Source organism: Rhodococcoides fascians A25f (genome assembly GCF_000760935.2).
Classification (GTDB): domain Bacteria; phylum Actinomycetota; class Actinomycetes; order Mycobacteriales; family Mycobacteriaceae; genus Rhodococcoides.
Genome location: NZ_CP049744.1, coordinates 5,188,873 through 5,205,875, shown reverse-complemented (window position 1 = coordinate 5,205,875; position 17,003 = coordinate 5,188,873). Strand labels below are relative to the sequence as shown.

The following is a 17,003-nucleotide window of genomic DNA, read 5'->3' as shown; positions in this document are numbered from 1 at the left end:
AAGGAACCGCGATGCATGCCCTAGTTACCGGAGTAGCAGGATTTATTGGAAGCGCACTTGCTCGACGCCTCATAGCCCTAGGTCACGACGTTCGCGGAATAGATTCGCTCACCGACTACTACAGTGTTGATCAGAAGAAGTCGAACATAGAAAGCATCGGACTGGACAAATTTGAGTTTCACAACTTAGACCTAAATACGGCGGACCTGAAGAGCCTCCTATCAAAGGTTGACGTTGTATTTCATCAGGCCGGTCAGCCTGGCGTTCGAAAGTCCTGGGGATCTGATTTCGACTCATACATCTACTCAAACATAGCAGCAACGCAGAAGCTTCTTGAGGCGGCTAACGCGATAGACCAAAAAATAAAAATCGTATATGCATCATCCTCATCGGTTTATGGCGACGCACTGTCTTATCCAACATCTGAGAATGACGTCCCGCGGCCAATGAGTCCATACGGTGTCACTAAGCTGGCTGCCGAACACCTGGTGTCCCTGTACGCACAGAACTACGGACTGGATACAGTCTCCTTAAGATACTTCACGGTCTACGGTCCCGGCCAACGTCCAGACATGGCCTTCAATCGCTTCTTGGATGCGGCCCTCAACGGCAGACCCATACCGATCTTCGGAAACGGTGAGCAAATTCGCGACTTCACATATGTAGACGACATTGTGGCTGCAAATATCGCCGCTGCGGAGTGCGGGACGAACCCGGGCTCGGTCTTTAACGTCGCGGGCGGAACATCGGTGAGCGTAAACGAAACCATTGAATTACTCTCAAGAATAACATCTTTGGACATTCAGAAGCAGTACAGTGCTGGCGTCAGCGGAGATGTCTATCGCACTGGTGGCGCAACGGACGCAATACGCAACATTATCGGCTGGAAGCCCCAGGTAACGCTTGAGGAAGGTCTTCACAATCAGTATCGATGGGCACAGGCGACCCTGACCGGGCGCAAATGAGTGTAGCTTTGTGTCCGGCACGCGCTACTGAGAGGTAAGTCTATGGACGGCAGGACCAAACAGGTGGCCGTGTTTACAGTCGTCGGGCTAACTGTCGCCGCACTCGGTGCCGCAACCGCGATAGATATACGGGTTCTTGCAGCAGTGGCGGTTATTGCTACCGCGGCTCTCTTCCTGACGGCGTCTCCCCTCGTGGTTCTGGCGGTGCTCGTGGTGACGCGAACGCTGTCTGACAGTAAAATGCTGCCAGGTTCAGTGAGCTTTGGAGTCAACCTTTTGATCGCGTTGTTCGTCATTGGATATGCGGTTGGGTATTTTGTCTTAAGAAGATTCGTTGTAGGTCAGATTGTACTCTGGGTACCTATTGGTGCCTTGTTGTCATCGATCTACGCGTTATGGCTTGTCGATGGTACTTCCAGCATACTAAACGAGTACACCAGACTTGTTTCAATTGTTGGGATGGCATGTTTGGCCGTGGTGGTGCGTAGGGATGTTGGCGACTTGAAGGTTGCTCAAGCACTCGTGCTAGCGTCATTTCCTGCAGCAACTTTTGTGTTTTTCGGCGAGATAACAAAGACGCCGGAATTTTATAACGCTGCCGGAGGCGCTTTTGGAACATTCGCGAATAAGAACGCCGCTGCGGGCATGTTCGCAGTCGTCGCAGTGGTGTCGCTATACGCGTTTCTTATGACCAAACAAAAGCTGTTTGCCGCGGGTTGCATCTCATCTGTTGCAGCCATGGTTCTTAATGTAAGCCTCGGCGGTGCCATAACTGGATGTGTCGGGATAGCAGTTTTGCTTTTAGGTTATAGGCAAAGAATTACGTTCGGAACGCGGGTAGTGCTATCTCTGGGAGTCTTAGGTGCGCTGGTGCTACTCGCGTCGAACTCCAGCTACATCAAACGATTTAGCGAGATCGACGACAGCGGAGTCAGGGTTGCGTCGGCAGGCGAGCAGACCAACAGTCTGAATTGGCGGCTTTCGAATTGGAGTCGACTGCTTGAAATTTGGCAAGATAGGCCGTTATTTGGGTGGGGATTTGGTTCGACATCTCGGGCTATACAACCGTTGGGCAAACAGCCCCATAGCGAGTATGTACGGTTCCTCGTTGAAGTCGGGCTGGTTGGATTCGTGGTTTTGGTCTTGCTTGCTTGGCTTATTCTCCGGTCTCCAGTTGCTAAATCCTCCATGCCGTTTCACATTGCGTTGTCATCGCTGGTGCTGGTGAATGCCACTGTAGCGAACACCCTAGCTTACGTTCCGATGATGTATATCGTAGTTATTGCTTGGCAAGTTCGAGACTTGAGCCCAATCGGGGCCAAAGACGCCGTATTGTGCGACTCGTCACCCGGGCCGTTCGGCCACCAAAGATCGGCAAGTTTCGTTGGGGTGGTAAAGAAATGAAAGTATCTTGTGTCATTCCGACGCATGACAGGCTTGAGCTACTTCAGCTTGCAATATGGTCCGCTATAGGGCAGACGTGGCGGCCTTTGGAGATCGTGGTGGTCGACGACGGTGACCAATCAGCGGAGGAGCTTGTAGCTTCGATCGCGAAGCAGAGTCAGACCGATATCCGATATCTAAGGAAGAGGACTGGACCATTTGGTGCGTCTTCTTCTCGCAATTTTGGTGCATCAGTCGCGAAGGGGGAGCTACTGGCATTTTTGGATGACGACGATTTCTGGCTTCCGTATCATTTGGAAAGTGCCATCTCGACAATGACGTCCGATGGAAGTCAGTTATGCATCGGTGGACTTGTCCATCTCGCTGGTGAGGACTTCGTGAACGGCCCTCATATGCAGTCCGGTCTGATCGCAAGTGACGTGTTGGCCAAAAATCCGGGCATGACGGGGAGCAACTTTGTCGTGAGCGCAAATACGTTTCGGTCGATTGATGGATTCGATCAGGGACTGCCGGTGTCCAATGACAAGGATCTGCTGGTTCGGTTACTGCAAGAACTAGGCAACTATAGCGTTACTCGAGATCGAACCGTAGTTTATCGCCAGCATGACGGCCCGAAGTTGACCCAGTGGGATTCGCGCCGTGCTCGCGGCCTCCGACTATATCGTGAAAAATGGGACGTCGACCTGTCCCGAGATCAACGTCGGTTCTTGCAGCGCCAGATTGTCAGTTGCGAACGAAGGTCTGCAACGGGTTACGAGCGACTTAAGCTGACGTATTTACTGCTTAGATTGACATCGCCGCCAGAAATTCTACGACAGGGCCTTGGCCGAGTTGGCATCCTCAATTTTTAGAATTAATCCGGTTTTATGGAATAGGCAGACGGAACTGAAATGACGAAACGACTAGGAAAGCGTGGCAAGGTGCGAGATTCTGGTAGAAGGCCTTCGGTCTTTGTCATCGCGTCTGGTCAAGACGACAATATTGGGGACGTCGTACTCAGACGGAGGATGCTTGACAAGCTCGATCACGGACCGGCTTTACACGTTTTCGTCGGCGATGCCAGCGACGGCTACATTCTAGGTTTGGGTCTTTGCCCGAAGACAGTATATCGGAGCTATAGGCGATGGTATATTGCCCTTCTTAGGACGTGCATAGGGCGCAGATGCGTAGTATTAGACAACGCTGGCGAGATAAATGGAAATTGGCACACAGCAAAGAGGTCACTAAGTCTAGTTCTATTTCGAGTAGTTTCCTCTGTGCGTGGAGGCCGTCTATGCCGTGTTGGTGCGGGTATTCGTTCAACCAACGGGCCATGGATGGCGATTCTGCGTCGGTGTGCTCGATTGAACGACTTATCAATCTGGCGTGATGAAGAGACGCAATCATTCTTTGGGTTCGGGCACGTAGGACCTGATTGGGCGTTTGATGATCATGCGTCCCCATCTCGTGAAGTGCAGCGCACATTGCTGTCAGTTTCACTTAGATACGATCGACCGCTACCGTCTGCGGCTTGGTTCCAGGCGGTGGCAACGTTCGCTAAAGACCGGCGCCTGTCAATTCAAGTGCCCGTGCAAGTAGAACGCGACAATGCGATATCGGCGGTAGTCGCTGCTCGACTCGACGCGACCCTTGTTCCTTGGTCGGGGGTTGACCATGTGACCCAGGAAGCTGTGGTCCGTGAAGTTTATGGTAATTCGAGGTACGTCCTCAGTGATCGTTTGCATGTTCTTTTAATTGGCTGGAGTGAAGGTGCGTTTCCGCTAATGGCTCTGCACCATGAAGATGTAAAGGTCGGAAGGAGCTTAGCGCCCGGCGGATTAGCTGAGATGGTAGTCGACACTTCGGTAATGGGTTCGGCCGAAATTTCGTCACTTTTATCTTCAGCGGCTCAAAGTGTAGGGCTGATAGCCGAGACCGCGAAGGCAGGGGCTGAGGCCTCCGTTATTCAGAACGAGCTGTTGCTCCTTGAATACTTGAGTGCGTACTAGTGACTGCGTCGCGGGACGATGACTCGATAGTAGCCGGATCAGGCAATCGTGACCTGAAGGCTGGTTATGGCGGCGTGGCCGCTCGCGGCGCCAGCGCTACATTGGCCGGACAAGCGATCAAATTTTTGGTCCAGTTCGGTTCAATCCCAATTTTGGCGCGCCTGTTAGAGCCGGACGCGTTTGGTTTGGTTGCAATGGTGACTGCTGTTATCGGAATTGCGGAAATTCTTAGAGACTTTGGTCTCTCGACCGCGGCTGTACAGGCTCGTTCCTTGACTGATCGCGAACGGACAAATCTATTCTGGGCAAATTCATCAATAGGAATCTGTTGCGCCGGATTGGTTATGCTTCTTAGTTGGCCGATAGCTGCGATTTATGGTGATGGCCGATTGGGGCCGATCTGCCTAGCTCTATCTGTAATTTTTTTCCTGAACGGCATGGCGGCGCAGTTTATCGCTGAGGTCAACAGGTCGATGAAGTTCGTCCGGTTGGCAATCATAGATCTTTTACCTCAGATTGTTGGTTTGGCCGTTGCGGTAGTAGCTGCGTTTTCAGGTGCGTCGTACTGGTCTCTGGTGATTCAGCAAATTGTCGCGTCAGCTTTTTCGTTGTTGATTGCCGTATTGCTTTGTAGATGGCGCCCCGGATTGCCATGCCGAGAAGTATCGATCGTTGGTTTTGTAAGATTTGGGGGAGGCCTGGTAGGTACTCGTGTGATGTCCTATTTTGCGCAGAACGCCGATAATGTCGCTATAGGTATTACGGCTGGTTCTGCGCAACTTGGCTTGTACAGCAGAGCCTATCAGTTGCTGCTGCTGCCACTTCAGCAGATTAATGTCCCAGTGAGCCGGGTCGCGGTTCCTATTTTGTCGAGAATTCAAGACGACCGCCAGCGATATGATTCGGTTATCCGGAGGGCTCAGTTACTCGCTTGTTACTTCACCGCGACGGTGTTTGCGTTCGTGGCCGGCGTTGCTGAACCCGTTGTTCGAATCGTATTTGGTAGTCAATGGACCGAGGTAACCCCTGTCCTGGCTGTTTTGGCAATCGGTGGGGCCTTTCGCTCCGTGAGTCAGGTAGGCTACTGGATGTTTGTATCCAAGGGCAAGACTGGTTCGCAATTTCGCCTCTATTTGTGGACCCAGCCGTTGATCGTGGTCGCTCTAATTGCTGGGACTGCTTGGGGAATTATGGGTGTCGCCGTCGCTCATTCGATCGCGTATTTCGTTTTCTGGATCCTACTGCTCTTCTTCGCGGGACGGATGACGAACACGAGCGTCAAGCCGCTGTTCCTCGACGCTTGTCGTTCGCTTCTGCTCGTTGCAATGCCAATTGGATTGTTGTCTTTGCTTGTCGTGTCCGCCCTGTCTTTCGGTGATTTCTTGGAGATCATTATCGCTTTCGGAGCTGGTTGTTCATACGTGGGTCTTCTGGCGTTGTTAGTGGTTTCGGTGCGTCGCGACTTATGGTTGCTATTGACTTTCGTTAAGAAGTCGATGGGGAAGTAGGTGATTCTTTATGTGCATTGTCGGACGGTCCATGCGCGATAGAGTATTGATCCTTGTAGTGATGCTTGTCGTTGTCCTTAACGGTGGCCCGTTGATGACGGATAGTGTTTATCAAAAAAGTGATCTGGTGTGGCATGGCGATTTCTCGACTGGGGATCTGAGTCAGTGGTCTAGTTTGCAGGCGGTTGACGAATCTAGAGTTGGGGTGCGGTCGCTGGGAGGGTCGGCTTGGCCGGGTCTTGGTGTCGTTAAGGTCGAGTCTGGTGACCATACAAATTCTCAGAATACCGAGCGTGCTGAGTTGGCGTTGTCAGCGGACTTGACAGGCGGGAGTGAGGGTGAGTTAAGAGAGTACGACTGGTGGAGCTACTTTCCCGATGAGCTCGAGCTCAAGCCATCGGTTGGTTGGTTGACATTTACACAGTGGCATCAGACCGGGTCCAGTAAGTGCTCGCCAAACATCGCTCTGAAGATATCGAAGTCGCCTTCGCTGGGCTATGGCATTTACCTCGAAGTGCGTGGTGGCGACGCAGGCGGAGGGCGCTGTGCATCTGTGCAGGAAACTCGCGTTCGAATTGCTGATTTCGCGAGTCGCAAATGGTACCGTTTTGCCGTTGACGTTCTGTGGTCTGAGTCGAAGGGGTCGGTGGCCGTGTTCGAGTCGGGCGAGAAGCTTGTGACCTTGGTCGATGTCCCAACGCTTTACGTTGGGGAACAGGCTTATCTGAAACAAGGCATTTACCGGTCAAATTCAACGACTGAATCGAACGTGATGTTAGCAAATACGCGCGTTCTTCGCAGGCGTGTGCTTTGATTTTCTCTGGCTGGTGTATCTGATTTAGAGCTTTTTGCCTTCCTGGATTACTGTTGGCTTTTGACTGCTCGATATCTCTGGATTCCTGGAGTGTGTGTATCCCCGTTCAAGACCGAAGCCCAGGTATTTGTCTAACCCGAGTGCAGCGGAACGGTTGGGGCCCGTCCGTTCATTCAGAATCGATATGTGTCCCCTTGTTGCGCGAATCCGTTAGCCGTGATTTTCCTTCTAGCCGCTTCCGAAGCCTTCCGCAGGGTTTTTCGACAGTCAAGAAGACGACCTGGGCCACTGCAATGGTCGCGAAAAGTGACAGTAAGTCTGCGATTGGTCCAAATGATATCGCGTCGCCGATCAGGGCGAGAAGCAGTCGGTGGAAGAGGTAGATCGAGAACGAGAGCACGCCGAGCTTTTTAATCCATTTGTTGTTTAGCCATGACGTGATTGGCCCATCTGGGCGTTCGATCGCGGTCCAGAACAGTGGTGCCATGCAGGCTACGAGTATCAAATCCGCCCAGACGAGGCGAAACCAGTAGGGTTGGTAAAGCGTTACTGCTGAGAAGATGACTAGTGCTATCGGGGCGATGACGCGTGAAGCATTGCGGCGGAACCAAGTCGGAACCGGGTCGCTGAATACTGGATTCGCCAGTAGCGCCATTCCGCTTCCGAACAGCAGTACGTCGAATCGAGTGTCAGTAGAGACATACAGGCGAAAGAAGTCTCCGGTGGTGATCCAAAGGTAGAATCTCCAGAACGTGACACAGGTGGCGATTCCGATAATCACCCAGCCGAGGTTGCGAATCGAGAGCTTGAGTGCGAGTGCCGCGAGAACAAACGCGGGGAAGATGAGGTAGTAGTGTTCCTCCACAGCTAGCGACCAAAGCTGGCTGGTTTCGGGCGGCAAACCTTCACGGCCCTGGAACACGAGATAATAGTTCGTGAACATGAAAATCTCAGAATAAGTCCCCAAAGGGCGCACGGATGTATGGATCAAACCTGTCGCCGCAATGGCCAAGCTTGCGCCGATTGCCACATACGCGGGTGGGAGGATTCGTAGTGCCCGTCGGAGATAAAATTTGCCGATCGCAAACTGCGCGGTCTTTTCCCGTTCACGGCGAAATAGCGTCGTGATCAGGTAGCCGGAAAGGAAGAAGAATATTGTCACCCCGACGTGCCCTGGCCAAATCCTTGGTGCCGTGAACCCGTGCCCGATGAACACAGTGAGTACAGCGATAGCTCTAATTCCGTCAAGCGACGGAATTTGGTACGCCGTGCCCGCTGCAGATTTGCCAGTCGTGTTACTCGCCATACGGCAATTGTGCCGTACGGGTTCGGTTCGCGCGCGTGCTGAGTTAGAGCTGAGGCGGTGTCGCTTTCATCCGAGCCCGTTCACCACCACTTTGGCGATTTCTCGATGCCCGACATTGTTGGGATGGAGACCGTCGGGGGCGATCATGTTCGGATGATCGGCCAACGGTTCATCGATGTCGAGGTAGCGAACATCGGCGCGTTCGGCCGCCGTCTCGACTCCGTCGATCAACGTTGTGAATTCTGCCGGTGGTTCCGTCGAATCCCAGATCGGGCTGGTGACCATCAGCTCCGCATACGGAGCGGCCACCTTGATGGCTTCGAACAGCGACAGTGCAACCGCCCCGGTGACGCTGGAGGTGCCGGCCTCGTAATCATTGCGCCCACCGGACACAACGACGATGTCGGGCTGCGCTGCGGCAATCACATCCAACTTGATGCTGTAGTCGGTTTTCTGGCCGAGGTAGGTCGTGGTGTACCCAGATCCGCCCTCCGCGAGATTCAGCTCCGACCACCCCATCGCTGCCGAGACCAGCGTCGTCCACCGCTTCCCGTTGGTGGAGGCACCGATGCCCTTGCTGTAGGAGTCCCCCAGAAAAGCAACCACCGGTACCGAATCGGGAATGAAACGTGCCGGTGGGGGTGCCGGTTCTGCCTGCTGGGGCTGGGACCGTGTGCCGACCTGCCAACCAACGATTCCGCTGAACGCCACGAACAGCACCGAGACCGCGAGATAGACAAGTACCGTCCGCCGCGCCCTCATGGTGCTGGGACGCTGATGTTTGCGATGAGGGCATCGGTGACGGAGACGGACCAAAGGCGGTATCCCTCGGGGTTCGGGTACCGACTCTCGCCGTCGTAAGTTCCCTCGGCTCCATCGACCGTCGTCGCCGCGTCGATGACCTGGAAGTTGTTCTTCCGGGCGGATATCTCCAGATCGTGAACGTTGGCCTTCACCTGCATGCCGAGCTCTTCGGGCTGCCGAGGTGCCGGTTGGAGTACCGCGACCACAGATGCCTGCGGGTACGTCTCGGCAAGTCTGCGCAGCAAGGGAACGGACTCGGCAGCGAGGGTGCGAGGGCCCATGTCGAGACCGTTGCTCACTAACACCACATCGACATCGGATGGTGGACGATTCTGGAGAAGAGCGTTGGTCAGAAACTCGACGTTGCGTGACACCGACGCATTCCACAGCGAGATAGGCGTGCCGACGCCATCGGCCACCGATATCGGCGGGTCGACGTACCCCTCGCCCGCGAGAACATCCCACTCGTGGATCACAGCAGGTCGGCCGTACTCCTGCGCCAGGCTCTGCATGGTCAGGAACACCCAGCTACCGAGCGAGATACCGGTGCCGTCGCCGATGAGCAGAATGTCGACAGGGTCGTCCGATGCGGCCAACTTATTGGACAGTGGTTGCTGCCCAACGGTATCGGTCGTTGCGGCCGTGACCGGGCGATAAGTGTCCGAGGTACTGCTGCACCCCGTCGCGGCTACCAGCGTCACCACTACCACGGCGGCCGCCAAGCGCCACCGCGTCACGACGTCAACCGCCGACGTGACATACCTTTCGTATCGGTCATCGCGCCGCGCATTGTGTGGACCATGTGCTCCCACGACGGAAACTCGAAGTCAGATGCGAGTGGGAGTCGACCATCGGACAGGCTGAGCTTCATGGCCTGCGCCACTGCGTCGATGTCGGTGGGATCGCAGTACCGTACCGATTCACCGAGCAGTTCTCTGAAGATCGGCCGTTCGCTCACCAGCACGGGTGCGCCGAGGCGCAGCGCCTCGAGCGGGGGTAGCCCGTAGCCCTCGTTCAGCGAGAGGTACACGAACAGAGCGGTATTGCGATACAGCCACGCCAGGTGTTTGGTCTCGACGAAGCCGCTGTACCGAATCGAACCGTCGTCGATGGCCGCGAGTACTCGGCGCTCGAGCTGGTCGGCCTTTCCGTTTGCCGGACCCACCACCACGAACGGGTGGCTCGGTGAGATCGCTCCCGAACTGACAGCGGCGGATAGCGTTGTCGCTAAATTCTTTCGCGTATTCAACCGCCCGACGGACAGTACGAAGGAGCCGGGCCGAAGGTCGAGAGCCGGAGGTGGTTCGGGATTCGCGTCGAGCAGCGCGTGAGAAATGCCGAAGCCGGTGACGGCTGTCGGTGCCAGGCGCGGGTTGTGCTGAACGATCCGAGCCGCCTCGGTTTCACTGCTGACGAACAACACGCTCGCCGCGCGTGCGGCGATCATGATGGGGGAGAGGTAGATGCGCTCGATCGTGGTGAACCACTCGGGGTTGGACTGGAACAGTGCGTCATGCACGAAGACGGCCGATTTTCCCAGCAGCGGAGAATAATTCGAACCCCACGCCATGTCGTACGGGCCGAGACGTACTCGAAGCGAAAGCTCCACCATGTTCTTCAGCGGCTGCGTCGGCAGGTACGTGCGGATCCACCGCAACCCCTGTCGTTCCAAGTCCGACGCCTCGTCGGGAGAGGGCCTCCGTCGGAGCGCGACTGTGAGCACGTCATCTGGAAACTCGCGTCGCCACGCTGCGATCTTCTCGTGTGTGATGACGATGCCGGCGGGCGGACCGCCGAACCAGTAGTAGCCGTCGAACAAGACCCTCATGACGTCTCCGTTCTGTCGCGTCGTGGCAATACGACGAGCATCGCCACCGATACCGCGATGCGTAGCGCGCTCAGGACTGTCAGCGTCCAGACCAAACCGGCTGCACCGCCGACGAATACGCCGATCGTTTGGCTCCCCACATCGATGAGCACCGAGGCCAGGCGCGCGCGATGCGTGAAGACGGGACCGACAAAGAACCGGGTGGCCATCAGCGCCACCTCGAAAGTCTGTGCAGACAGGATCGCCAAGCCCACTGGAACCACGTACGGCAGCGCGGTGGCGGGACCGATGTCGGAGAACACCGTCGAGAGCGCCGTGTACCCCACCAGCCCGCACGCGCCGAGGCCGAGAGCCACTGCGATGTTCCACCGCACCGAGACCGCGAGAACTGCGCGCGTGCCCTGCGCACTGAGGGTGGCGAATTGCTTGAAGATCAACGGCTGGATGCTCTGGATGATGACGAACGCCGGCGCGAACACCAGCGAATAGGCGAACCGAATACCGGCAGTGGCAGTGTCGTCCTGGATCAGATACAGCAGCAGAGTGGCGATCTGGCTTCCGAACCCGAGGTAGACGGCCTCCGCGGTGATCCGCCATGCGATGGAGAAGTGGGAATCGGACTTGGTGGTGGAGGTGGACGTGCCGCAGAAGACGAGCCCGGCCCCGAGCACGATCAGCAAGGTGCTGAACCAGATCGGCAGCAGCGCGGTGTTGTCGACACCGAGCGCAAGCGCACCGGCAGCGATGAGCGCACCAAGGGCATAGAGCGCCGCCAACAGTGCCGCGCGGGAGTAGCTGCCTCGGATTATGAGGACCTGACGCGGCAGATCGGAGATCACCATCGTCGCAGCCAACGCTGCCACCGCGGCGGCATACCCCCACTCACCGCCGCGGCCGATCCATACGAACGAGGCAGCGGCGACGACAGTCGCGAAGGCAATGGTGCCCCGCCAGCTCGACCACCGGTCGATGGAGTCTCCCGGACGCACTCCGATCTTCGCCGCGTCCACTATCGGTGCATAGATCCCCCACGCCCGGGAGGTACCCACGGCGATGAAACCCAGTGCGGCACCCACTGACAGAGATGCGAACTCGCTCACCGTCAACGACACACCGGCCGTGACGTTGAAGACGAAGAAGCCGAGGGACCACAGGCCTTGATCCAGAGTGCGGATCAGCACGCTCGCCCGAGTGACGGACGAGTTCTCCACGTCGGCACCGGTGGTCATCACGGCCGACCCGCCCGGCGGGGAGGTGCAGCATCGAACGCAAGGCCTTCGGCGTAGAGCTGCGAAGCGAGGTCGACGAACCGCTGCTTCGTCCACTGCGTCGTGCTGATGCGCTGCATGGTCGACGCGCGAACGATGGCTTCCGCCATCATGTCCCGGGTAGTCGCCGAATCGGCCGGAAGCACTACCCCGGATGTACGGGAATCCTCGAGCACAGAACTTGCTCCGGTCCGCTCGAAACACACCACCGGTAGTCCACACGCCGCCGCTTCGCCCACGACGCCGCTCGCACCTTCCCGTCCTGAGGGATGCATCAACACATCCGACTGGACCATCATGTCCAATACCGCGGCGCGGTCGAGCGATCCATGAAAGGTCACTCGATCCTGCACGCCAAGCGTCTTTGCGCGTCGATACAGATACGCCCCGTGGCTCGTGCTGTCGAAGCCCACGATGTGGAGGTGGGCATGCTGCAACCTGCTCGACGCCAACGCCTCGATCGCCAACTCCTGGCGCTTGCGAGTGATGAGATGCCCGACGACCAGGATCACGATGCCGTCGTGCTCGGTCCGAACAGGCCAAGTGGTCGGGAGATCGACGACGACGTTGGGGAACCGTCGGCATCTGGTATCCGTTTGTGCGACAGTCGCTTCCATAGCTCCGTTTTGTGCGAGTACCAAGTTGCATCGACGAGCGATATGTTTCGCCGGGATCGAGGCCAGCTGATCGCGCGCCGTCTGCAGAAACCATTGCCTCCGTGAGGCAGATGAGGTGGGGGAGATGGCGAACACCTCGGCGACGCCGCCCGCGCCGATCGGGCCCCAGACCTTGTAGGTGCTCGGCGACATCCTGGTGATCGGCGTCGACAAAATCTCCGAGGCGAATGTGACGTGGTGTGCATAGACAACCGAGTACGTTCGATCGATCTCACGGATGTGCTTGACGGCCAATCGAACCCACAGTTCGTGTTCGATACGGGTGAACCGTGGATAGTGCCATCGAAAGAACGGCGGAGCCAGGGGGATCTCGACGGTGACGATCTCGAGGTGCTGCTCGAACTCGGCGGGGATCCGCCCGGAACACGCCTGAGCCGAACGACGCATCGTCACCAAGATTACCGTCGCGCCTACCGTTCGAGCATGCTCGAGTGTGGCGATGAGGAACTGCCAGCCGATACCGGGTTCGCTGGGCATATCCGGGTGAACAGTGAAGGAGGACAGCACTATCGCGTGTCTACGGTCGTTCACGCGATCACCGACACTCGGTGCCGTCGGCGTTGCCGAGGACGGCTGTGCCCGCGGCCGTCGGTCGCGCTCGGCGGGGAGCTCGACTCCTTTCGTCGCGCCGTAACCGTCAGGGCCATGAACACCCACGGAAACGCGAACCAGATCACGTTGGTCACAGACGTGCAGATGGCCAGTGCCACGAACAGAGGGAGGGCGTGCTTCTTCTGCCGCACACCGAGAAACAGGCTCACCGCGAGCACGACGAAAAAGGCGAACCCGAAGAACCCGACATCGTAGATCAGCGTCAACCACATCGAACTCAGATATGCAGCACCGACGTTGGTGGGGTCGACCGGATTGAACTGTGAGAACGAGTTGAACCCGGTCCCGATAGCTGCGCTCCAGTCACGGGAGGCAATCTGGTCGATTGCCGTGTTCCACAGTTGCAGTCGATATGCCCCGGTGCCACTTTCGGTATCGATGACGTGGACCACCCGCCACAGGAACGTGTCAGTGTCGCCCACGCGGTAGTAGACGTCGTGTAGATACGCGAGCCCGACCGTGAAAGCCAGCAAAGAGCTGACGATGGTCACCGGGTAGGTTCTCGCACTTCTGCCCATCACACAGACGGCGATGATTGCGAGCGCGATCCACGCCGCGCGAGTGGAAGTGAGGACGAGTGCGACGGGGATGGGAGCGGCCAGCAGCAGCACCCGCGGGGTCACAACGGTTCGGTCGTCTGCGAAAAAGTAGATGACACCGATCCACCCGGCACACAGGCACCCCATGATGTTGTACTCGAAGGCGAGGCCATCGACCCGGGTACTCGGGTCGATGAGGAAGCTCAGCACACTGAAAGCCGAGATAGTCGACAGGATTGCGGTACCCGAGCGCACCACAAATCCGTGGTCGAGTGCCACCTGCGTCATGGGCACCACCACGATCAGTGCCGTGATCAACTGCACCGCCATGCGCAGGCTCGCTGCGGTGTCGGGGGCGAACAACACACTGGAGGTGAGTCCCACGGCCACCACCCCTACCGAGCCGATGATCAAGCCCACTGCGAATGGAGATCGGGTTCTGGCCCCGGGCTCGCGACCCGCGTAGGCATGAAGCGCGACGAGGAACAACGGCGTTGCGAGGTATTCGGGTCGGAGGGTGAAACCGCCGACCGTGACCTGCAGGCCGTTGGCGCACAGCGCAAAGAAGTAGATGCTCCAAGCCCACCGGACACTTCGGATCGACAGTATCGCCGCGACGGCTGCCGCTGTCACACAGACCGCAACGATGGCCACCAACGGCGCAGCCAACGCGACGAACACCGCCGCGGCGGCGAACGCGATCAGTCCGCACAATTCTGTCGTGGACGCACTGGGTCTACCACTGATCCATCGACCACCGATATGCGGACGCACGTCCCACAAATCCGATCAGTGCCGGTTGGTGCTGATGGTCGGTGGTGTTGGAACTCGGGCCGGGGTGCGGCCCGACTCGAAGTCGTATCCGTAGCGGTACTCGGACTTCTTCGACGTCGGCACCACCGACATGACGACCCCGAGAAGGGGCGCGCCGATCGTCTCCAGATTGGCTGCGGCCCTACTCACCTCGTCGCGTCGAGTGAAACCGTAGCGAGTGACCAGGATCGTGCCGTCGCACTGGGTGGCCAGTGTTGCGGCATCGGTGACCGGTAGCACCGGAGGGGAATCGACCACCACGTAATCGAATGCGCGCCTGAGCTCATGCAGGAGTGATTGCGCAGCAGCGCTTCCGAGCAGCTCGCTCGGGTTGGGTGGTGCGGGCCCCGCGCCCAGCGCCCACAGATTGTTGAATGTGGTGGTCTGGATGACCTCGTCCACCGTGGCCTCGTGCGCGAGGACCGAGCTGACTCCGACCGATCCGACGATGTCGAGATACTCCGAGATTCGTGGCCGTCGCAGATCGGCGTCCACCAGAACGACCCTGTTGCCCACCTCGGCCAGAGACAGTGCCAGATTGACCGCGGTGACCGATTTGCCCTCTCCAGCAATGGAACTAGTGATCAAGAGTAGGCGTGGGGGGTTGTCGACGGCGAGAAACTTCAGATTCATGCGTAGTTCCCGGTACGCCTCGGCAACGGGGGCAGTGGACCGGCCGAAATCGATGGCTGCGGTGTCTCGCACTTTCTTGGCGTACGGGATGGTGCCCACCAACACGCTGTCGGTCAGCTCCTGTAGTTCACCGACTTTCTTCACAGTGTTGTCGAGCCTGTCCCGAACGAGAGCTCCGGCGATGCCGACCAACAGCCCGATCGTCACGCCCAGAATCACGTTGCGCAGCTTCTTCGGCGTCACCGGTGCCGTCGGGGTCTCGGCGGCTTCGGCTACGGCTACGGACGCGGACGCAGTCCCACCGTCGGCCGGTGTCTCCAACTCGCTGACGAGTGCGGGGAATTGCTCTCCGAGTGCGTTGGCGATGTCGCGGGCCCGCAGCGGGGATGTATCGAGCACAGACGCGTCCAGCAGTACCGAATTGGGTGTGGACGTTGCCTCGATCTGCGCACTGAGTGCGTCCGCGCCGATGGGTAGGGACAACTGATCGACAACCCGCTGCGCCAGCGTGCGTCCGGTGAGAAGTTCGGCGTAGGAGACGACGCGCTGCTGCGAGGCCAGATTGCTCTGATAGACGTCACTGGCGGTGATAGCGGTGGTCGAGACGAAGAAGCGAGTGGTGGCCTGATACGCAGGCGTGGACAGAAGCGAGAACAGCACGGCCGCAGTGGTTCCGACGATCGTCGTCGCCACGATGATCAGCCATCGAGCCTTGAGCGCGGCCGCATACTCGCGAATCAACACGCGGCTACCTCCTCGGCAGGGTGGATCTGTGCGGCATCACCGGTCGTTCGAATGTCATCGTCCATCAATCTACTGGCAGGGGATGGAATTGGGGGAGTATCCACTCGACCGAAGCCGTTACGTGCGCTAGCGACGAAAGCTACTGAGGCGAAACATTCTTCGTAACGGTTTGTCGAATCGAAACCTACCGCCGATAGGTGTTGAGCGGTGCGAATTAGATCGGTGCCCGACGCCAGAATGCTCCGGAACCGTCGATGTCGACAATGTCCTCGTCGATGGAATGGGCCAGTCGATAATCGCGCACAGCCTGCCCCGCTTGCGAGGAGTGGCTGCCGTAGTCGTCGATGATGCAGAACCCTCCGGGGGAGAGTTTGGGGTACAGCGATTCCAGAGCTTGAATGGTCGATTCGTACATGTCGCCGTCCAGTCGCATCAGCGCCAGCGACTCGATGGGTGCGGTGGGAAGTGTGTCCTTGAACCATCCCACGAGGAACTGCACTCTGTCGTCCAGGAGGCCGTAACGCTCGAAGTTGTGCTGCACTGTCCGCGTTCCTACCGCGAGACCGCCGAGCTCGTGATTTCTGTCCCCGGCGTCCGCCGGAAATCTGGTGGGATCAGGTGGCGGCAGACCTTCGAACGAGTCTGCGACCCAGACTGTTCTGTTTTCGTCACCCCATGCAACGAGGTTGGCCTTCATGAAGATCGATGCCCCGCCCCGCCAGACCCCGGTCTCGATGAGATCGCCGGGGACGCTCTCGGACACGACGGTGGCGATACATTCTTCGATGTTCGTCATCCGAGCCAGGCCTATCATCGACTCGGCTCGCGATGGCCAGTCCAAGCCGATGGCGCGATGGTGCTCGTCGTATGGCTTCTTTATCGCTATCTCGATGTCGAACTTCGCCGCGGCTGCGGCGAATCTACTGGCCAGGCGTTTGGTGAGTGAGGGATTGCCCTGCCACCGGACCCCACCCAACACCGAGTCGTTGTCCTCGGCGAGGGCACCGGTAAGCGACCGTTTGACGATGTTCAGATACAACCGTCGAACCTCGTTCGAGTTCGTCTGATCGCTGATCATCGGCACACACTAGCAACGAAAT

The 17,003-nt window shown here is 57.8% G+C and carries 14 protein-coding genes; 5 read left to right on the top strand and 9 right to left on the bottom strand.

The genetic code is table 11. The features are described 5' to 3' along the window. Nucleotides 1–11: 11 nt before the first annotated feature. The 5 genes from BH93_RS24415 to BH93_RS24395 all read left to right on the top strand — a co-directional run bounded on the left by BH93_RS24415 (nucleotide 12) and on the right by BH93_RS24395 (nucleotide 6,679). Nucleotides 12–965 (top strand): NAD-dependent epimerase/dehydratase family protein, encoded by a 954-nt coding sequence (locus tag BH93_RS24415; RefSeq protein WP_037173067.1) that lies wholly within the window; start codon nucleotides 12–14, stop codon nucleotides 963–965. 42 nt (nucleotides 966–1,007) lie between these two features. Beyond that, on the top strand, nucleotides 1,008–2,369 hold the full coding sequence (locus BH93_RS24410; RefSeq protein WP_037173065.1) for an O-antigen ligase family protein: 1,362 nt from the start codon (nucleotides 1,008–1,010) through the stop codon (nucleotides 2,367–2,369). Next, entirely contained in the window at nucleotides 2,366–3,220 is an 855-nt protein-coding gene (locus BH93_RS24405) for a glycosyltransferase family 2 protein (RefSeq protein ID WP_037173063.1), read from the top strand. Before BH93_RS24410 ends, BH93_RS24405 begins: the two co-directional genes overlap by 4 nt. A 1,136-nt stretch (nucleotides 3,221–4,356) precedes the next feature. Then, nucleotides 4,357–5,865, top strand: coding sequence for a lipopolysaccharide biosynthesis protein (locus tag BH93_RS24400; protein WP_052065015.1), 1,509 nt, complete (start codon nucleotides 4,357–4,359; stop codon nucleotides 5,863–5,865). Nucleotides 5,866–5,896: 31 nt separating this feature from the next. Continuing rightward, nucleotides 5,897–6,679, top strand: coding sequence for a heparin lyase I family protein (locus tag BH93_RS24395; RefSeq protein WP_165712848.1), 783 nt, complete (start codon nucleotides 5,897–5,899; stop codon nucleotides 6,677–6,679). Between the two features lie 169 nt (nucleotides 6,680–6,848). Here the strand turns inward: BH93_RS24395 and BH93_RS24390 are convergent, their stop codons facing one another. From BH93_RS24390 to BH93_RS24350, 9 genes are all read right to left on the bottom strand, one after another. Then, nucleotides 6,849–7,985 carry an acyltransferase family protein gene (locus BH93_RS24390; protein ID WP_052065014.1) on the bottom strand — a complete coding sequence of 379 codons (1,137 nt, stop codon included), beginning with the start codon at nucleotides 7,983–7,985 and terminating at the stop codon, nucleotides 6,849–6,851. A 66-nt stretch (nucleotides 7,986–8,051) separates the two neighbouring features. Further along, entirely contained in the window at nucleotides 8,052–8,747 is a 696-nt protein-coding gene (locus BH93_RS24385; protein WP_037173056.1) for an SGNH/GDSL hydrolase family protein, read from the bottom strand. After that, nucleotides 8,744–9,526, bottom strand: coding sequence for an SGNH/GDSL hydrolase family protein (locus BH93_RS24380; protein ID WP_037173054.1), 783 nt, complete (start codon nucleotides 9,524–9,526; stop codon nucleotides 8,744–8,746). The genes BH93_RS24385 and BH93_RS24380 overlap by 4 nt, the downstream gene beginning before the upstream one ends. After that, complete coding sequence (locus BH93_RS24375; protein ID WP_052065013.1) at nucleotides 9,523–10,617, bottom strand: glycosyltransferase family 4 protein; 1,095 nt, start codon at nucleotides 10,615–10,617, stop codon at nucleotides 9,523–9,525. Before BH93_RS24375 ends, BH93_RS24380 begins: the two co-directional genes overlap by 4 nt. Next, nucleotides 10,614–11,846 (bottom strand): hypothetical protein, encoded by a 1,233-nt coding sequence (locus BH93_RS24370; RefSeq protein WP_037173053.1) that lies wholly within the window; start codon nucleotides 11,844–11,846, stop codon nucleotides 10,614–10,616. The genes BH93_RS24375 and BH93_RS24370 overlap by 4 nt, the downstream gene beginning before the upstream one ends. After that, a complete protein-coding gene (locus BH93_RS24365; protein ID WP_155290916.1) occupies nucleotides 11,846–13,093 on the bottom strand; it encodes a glycosyltransferase family 4 protein in 1,248 nt (415 codons plus the stop codon). Before BH93_RS24365 ends, BH93_RS24370 begins: the two co-directional genes overlap by 1 nt. Further along, complete coding sequence (locus BH93_RS24360) at nucleotides 13,090–14,487, bottom strand: O-antigen ligase family protein (RefSeq protein ID WP_037173051.1); 1,398 nt, start codon at nucleotides 14,485–14,487, stop codon at nucleotides 13,090–13,092. Before BH93_RS24360 ends, BH93_RS24365 begins: the two co-directional genes overlap by 4 nt. Before the next feature lie 15 nt (nucleotides 14,488–14,502). After that, nucleotides 14,503–15,903 (bottom strand): polysaccharide biosynthesis tyrosine autokinase, encoded by a 1,401-nt coding sequence (locus tag BH93_RS24355; protein ID WP_037173050.1) that lies wholly within the window; start codon nucleotides 15,901–15,903, stop codon nucleotides 14,503–14,505. 214 nt (nucleotides 15,904–16,117) lie between these two features. Then, nucleotides 16,118–16,981: a TylF/MycF/NovP-related O-methyltransferase gene (locus tag BH93_RS24350; protein WP_037173048.1), complete on the bottom strand. Its 864-nt coding sequence runs from the start codon at nucleotides 16,979–16,981 to the stop codon at nucleotides 16,118–16,120. Nucleotides 16,982–17,003: the final 22 nt, after the last annotated feature.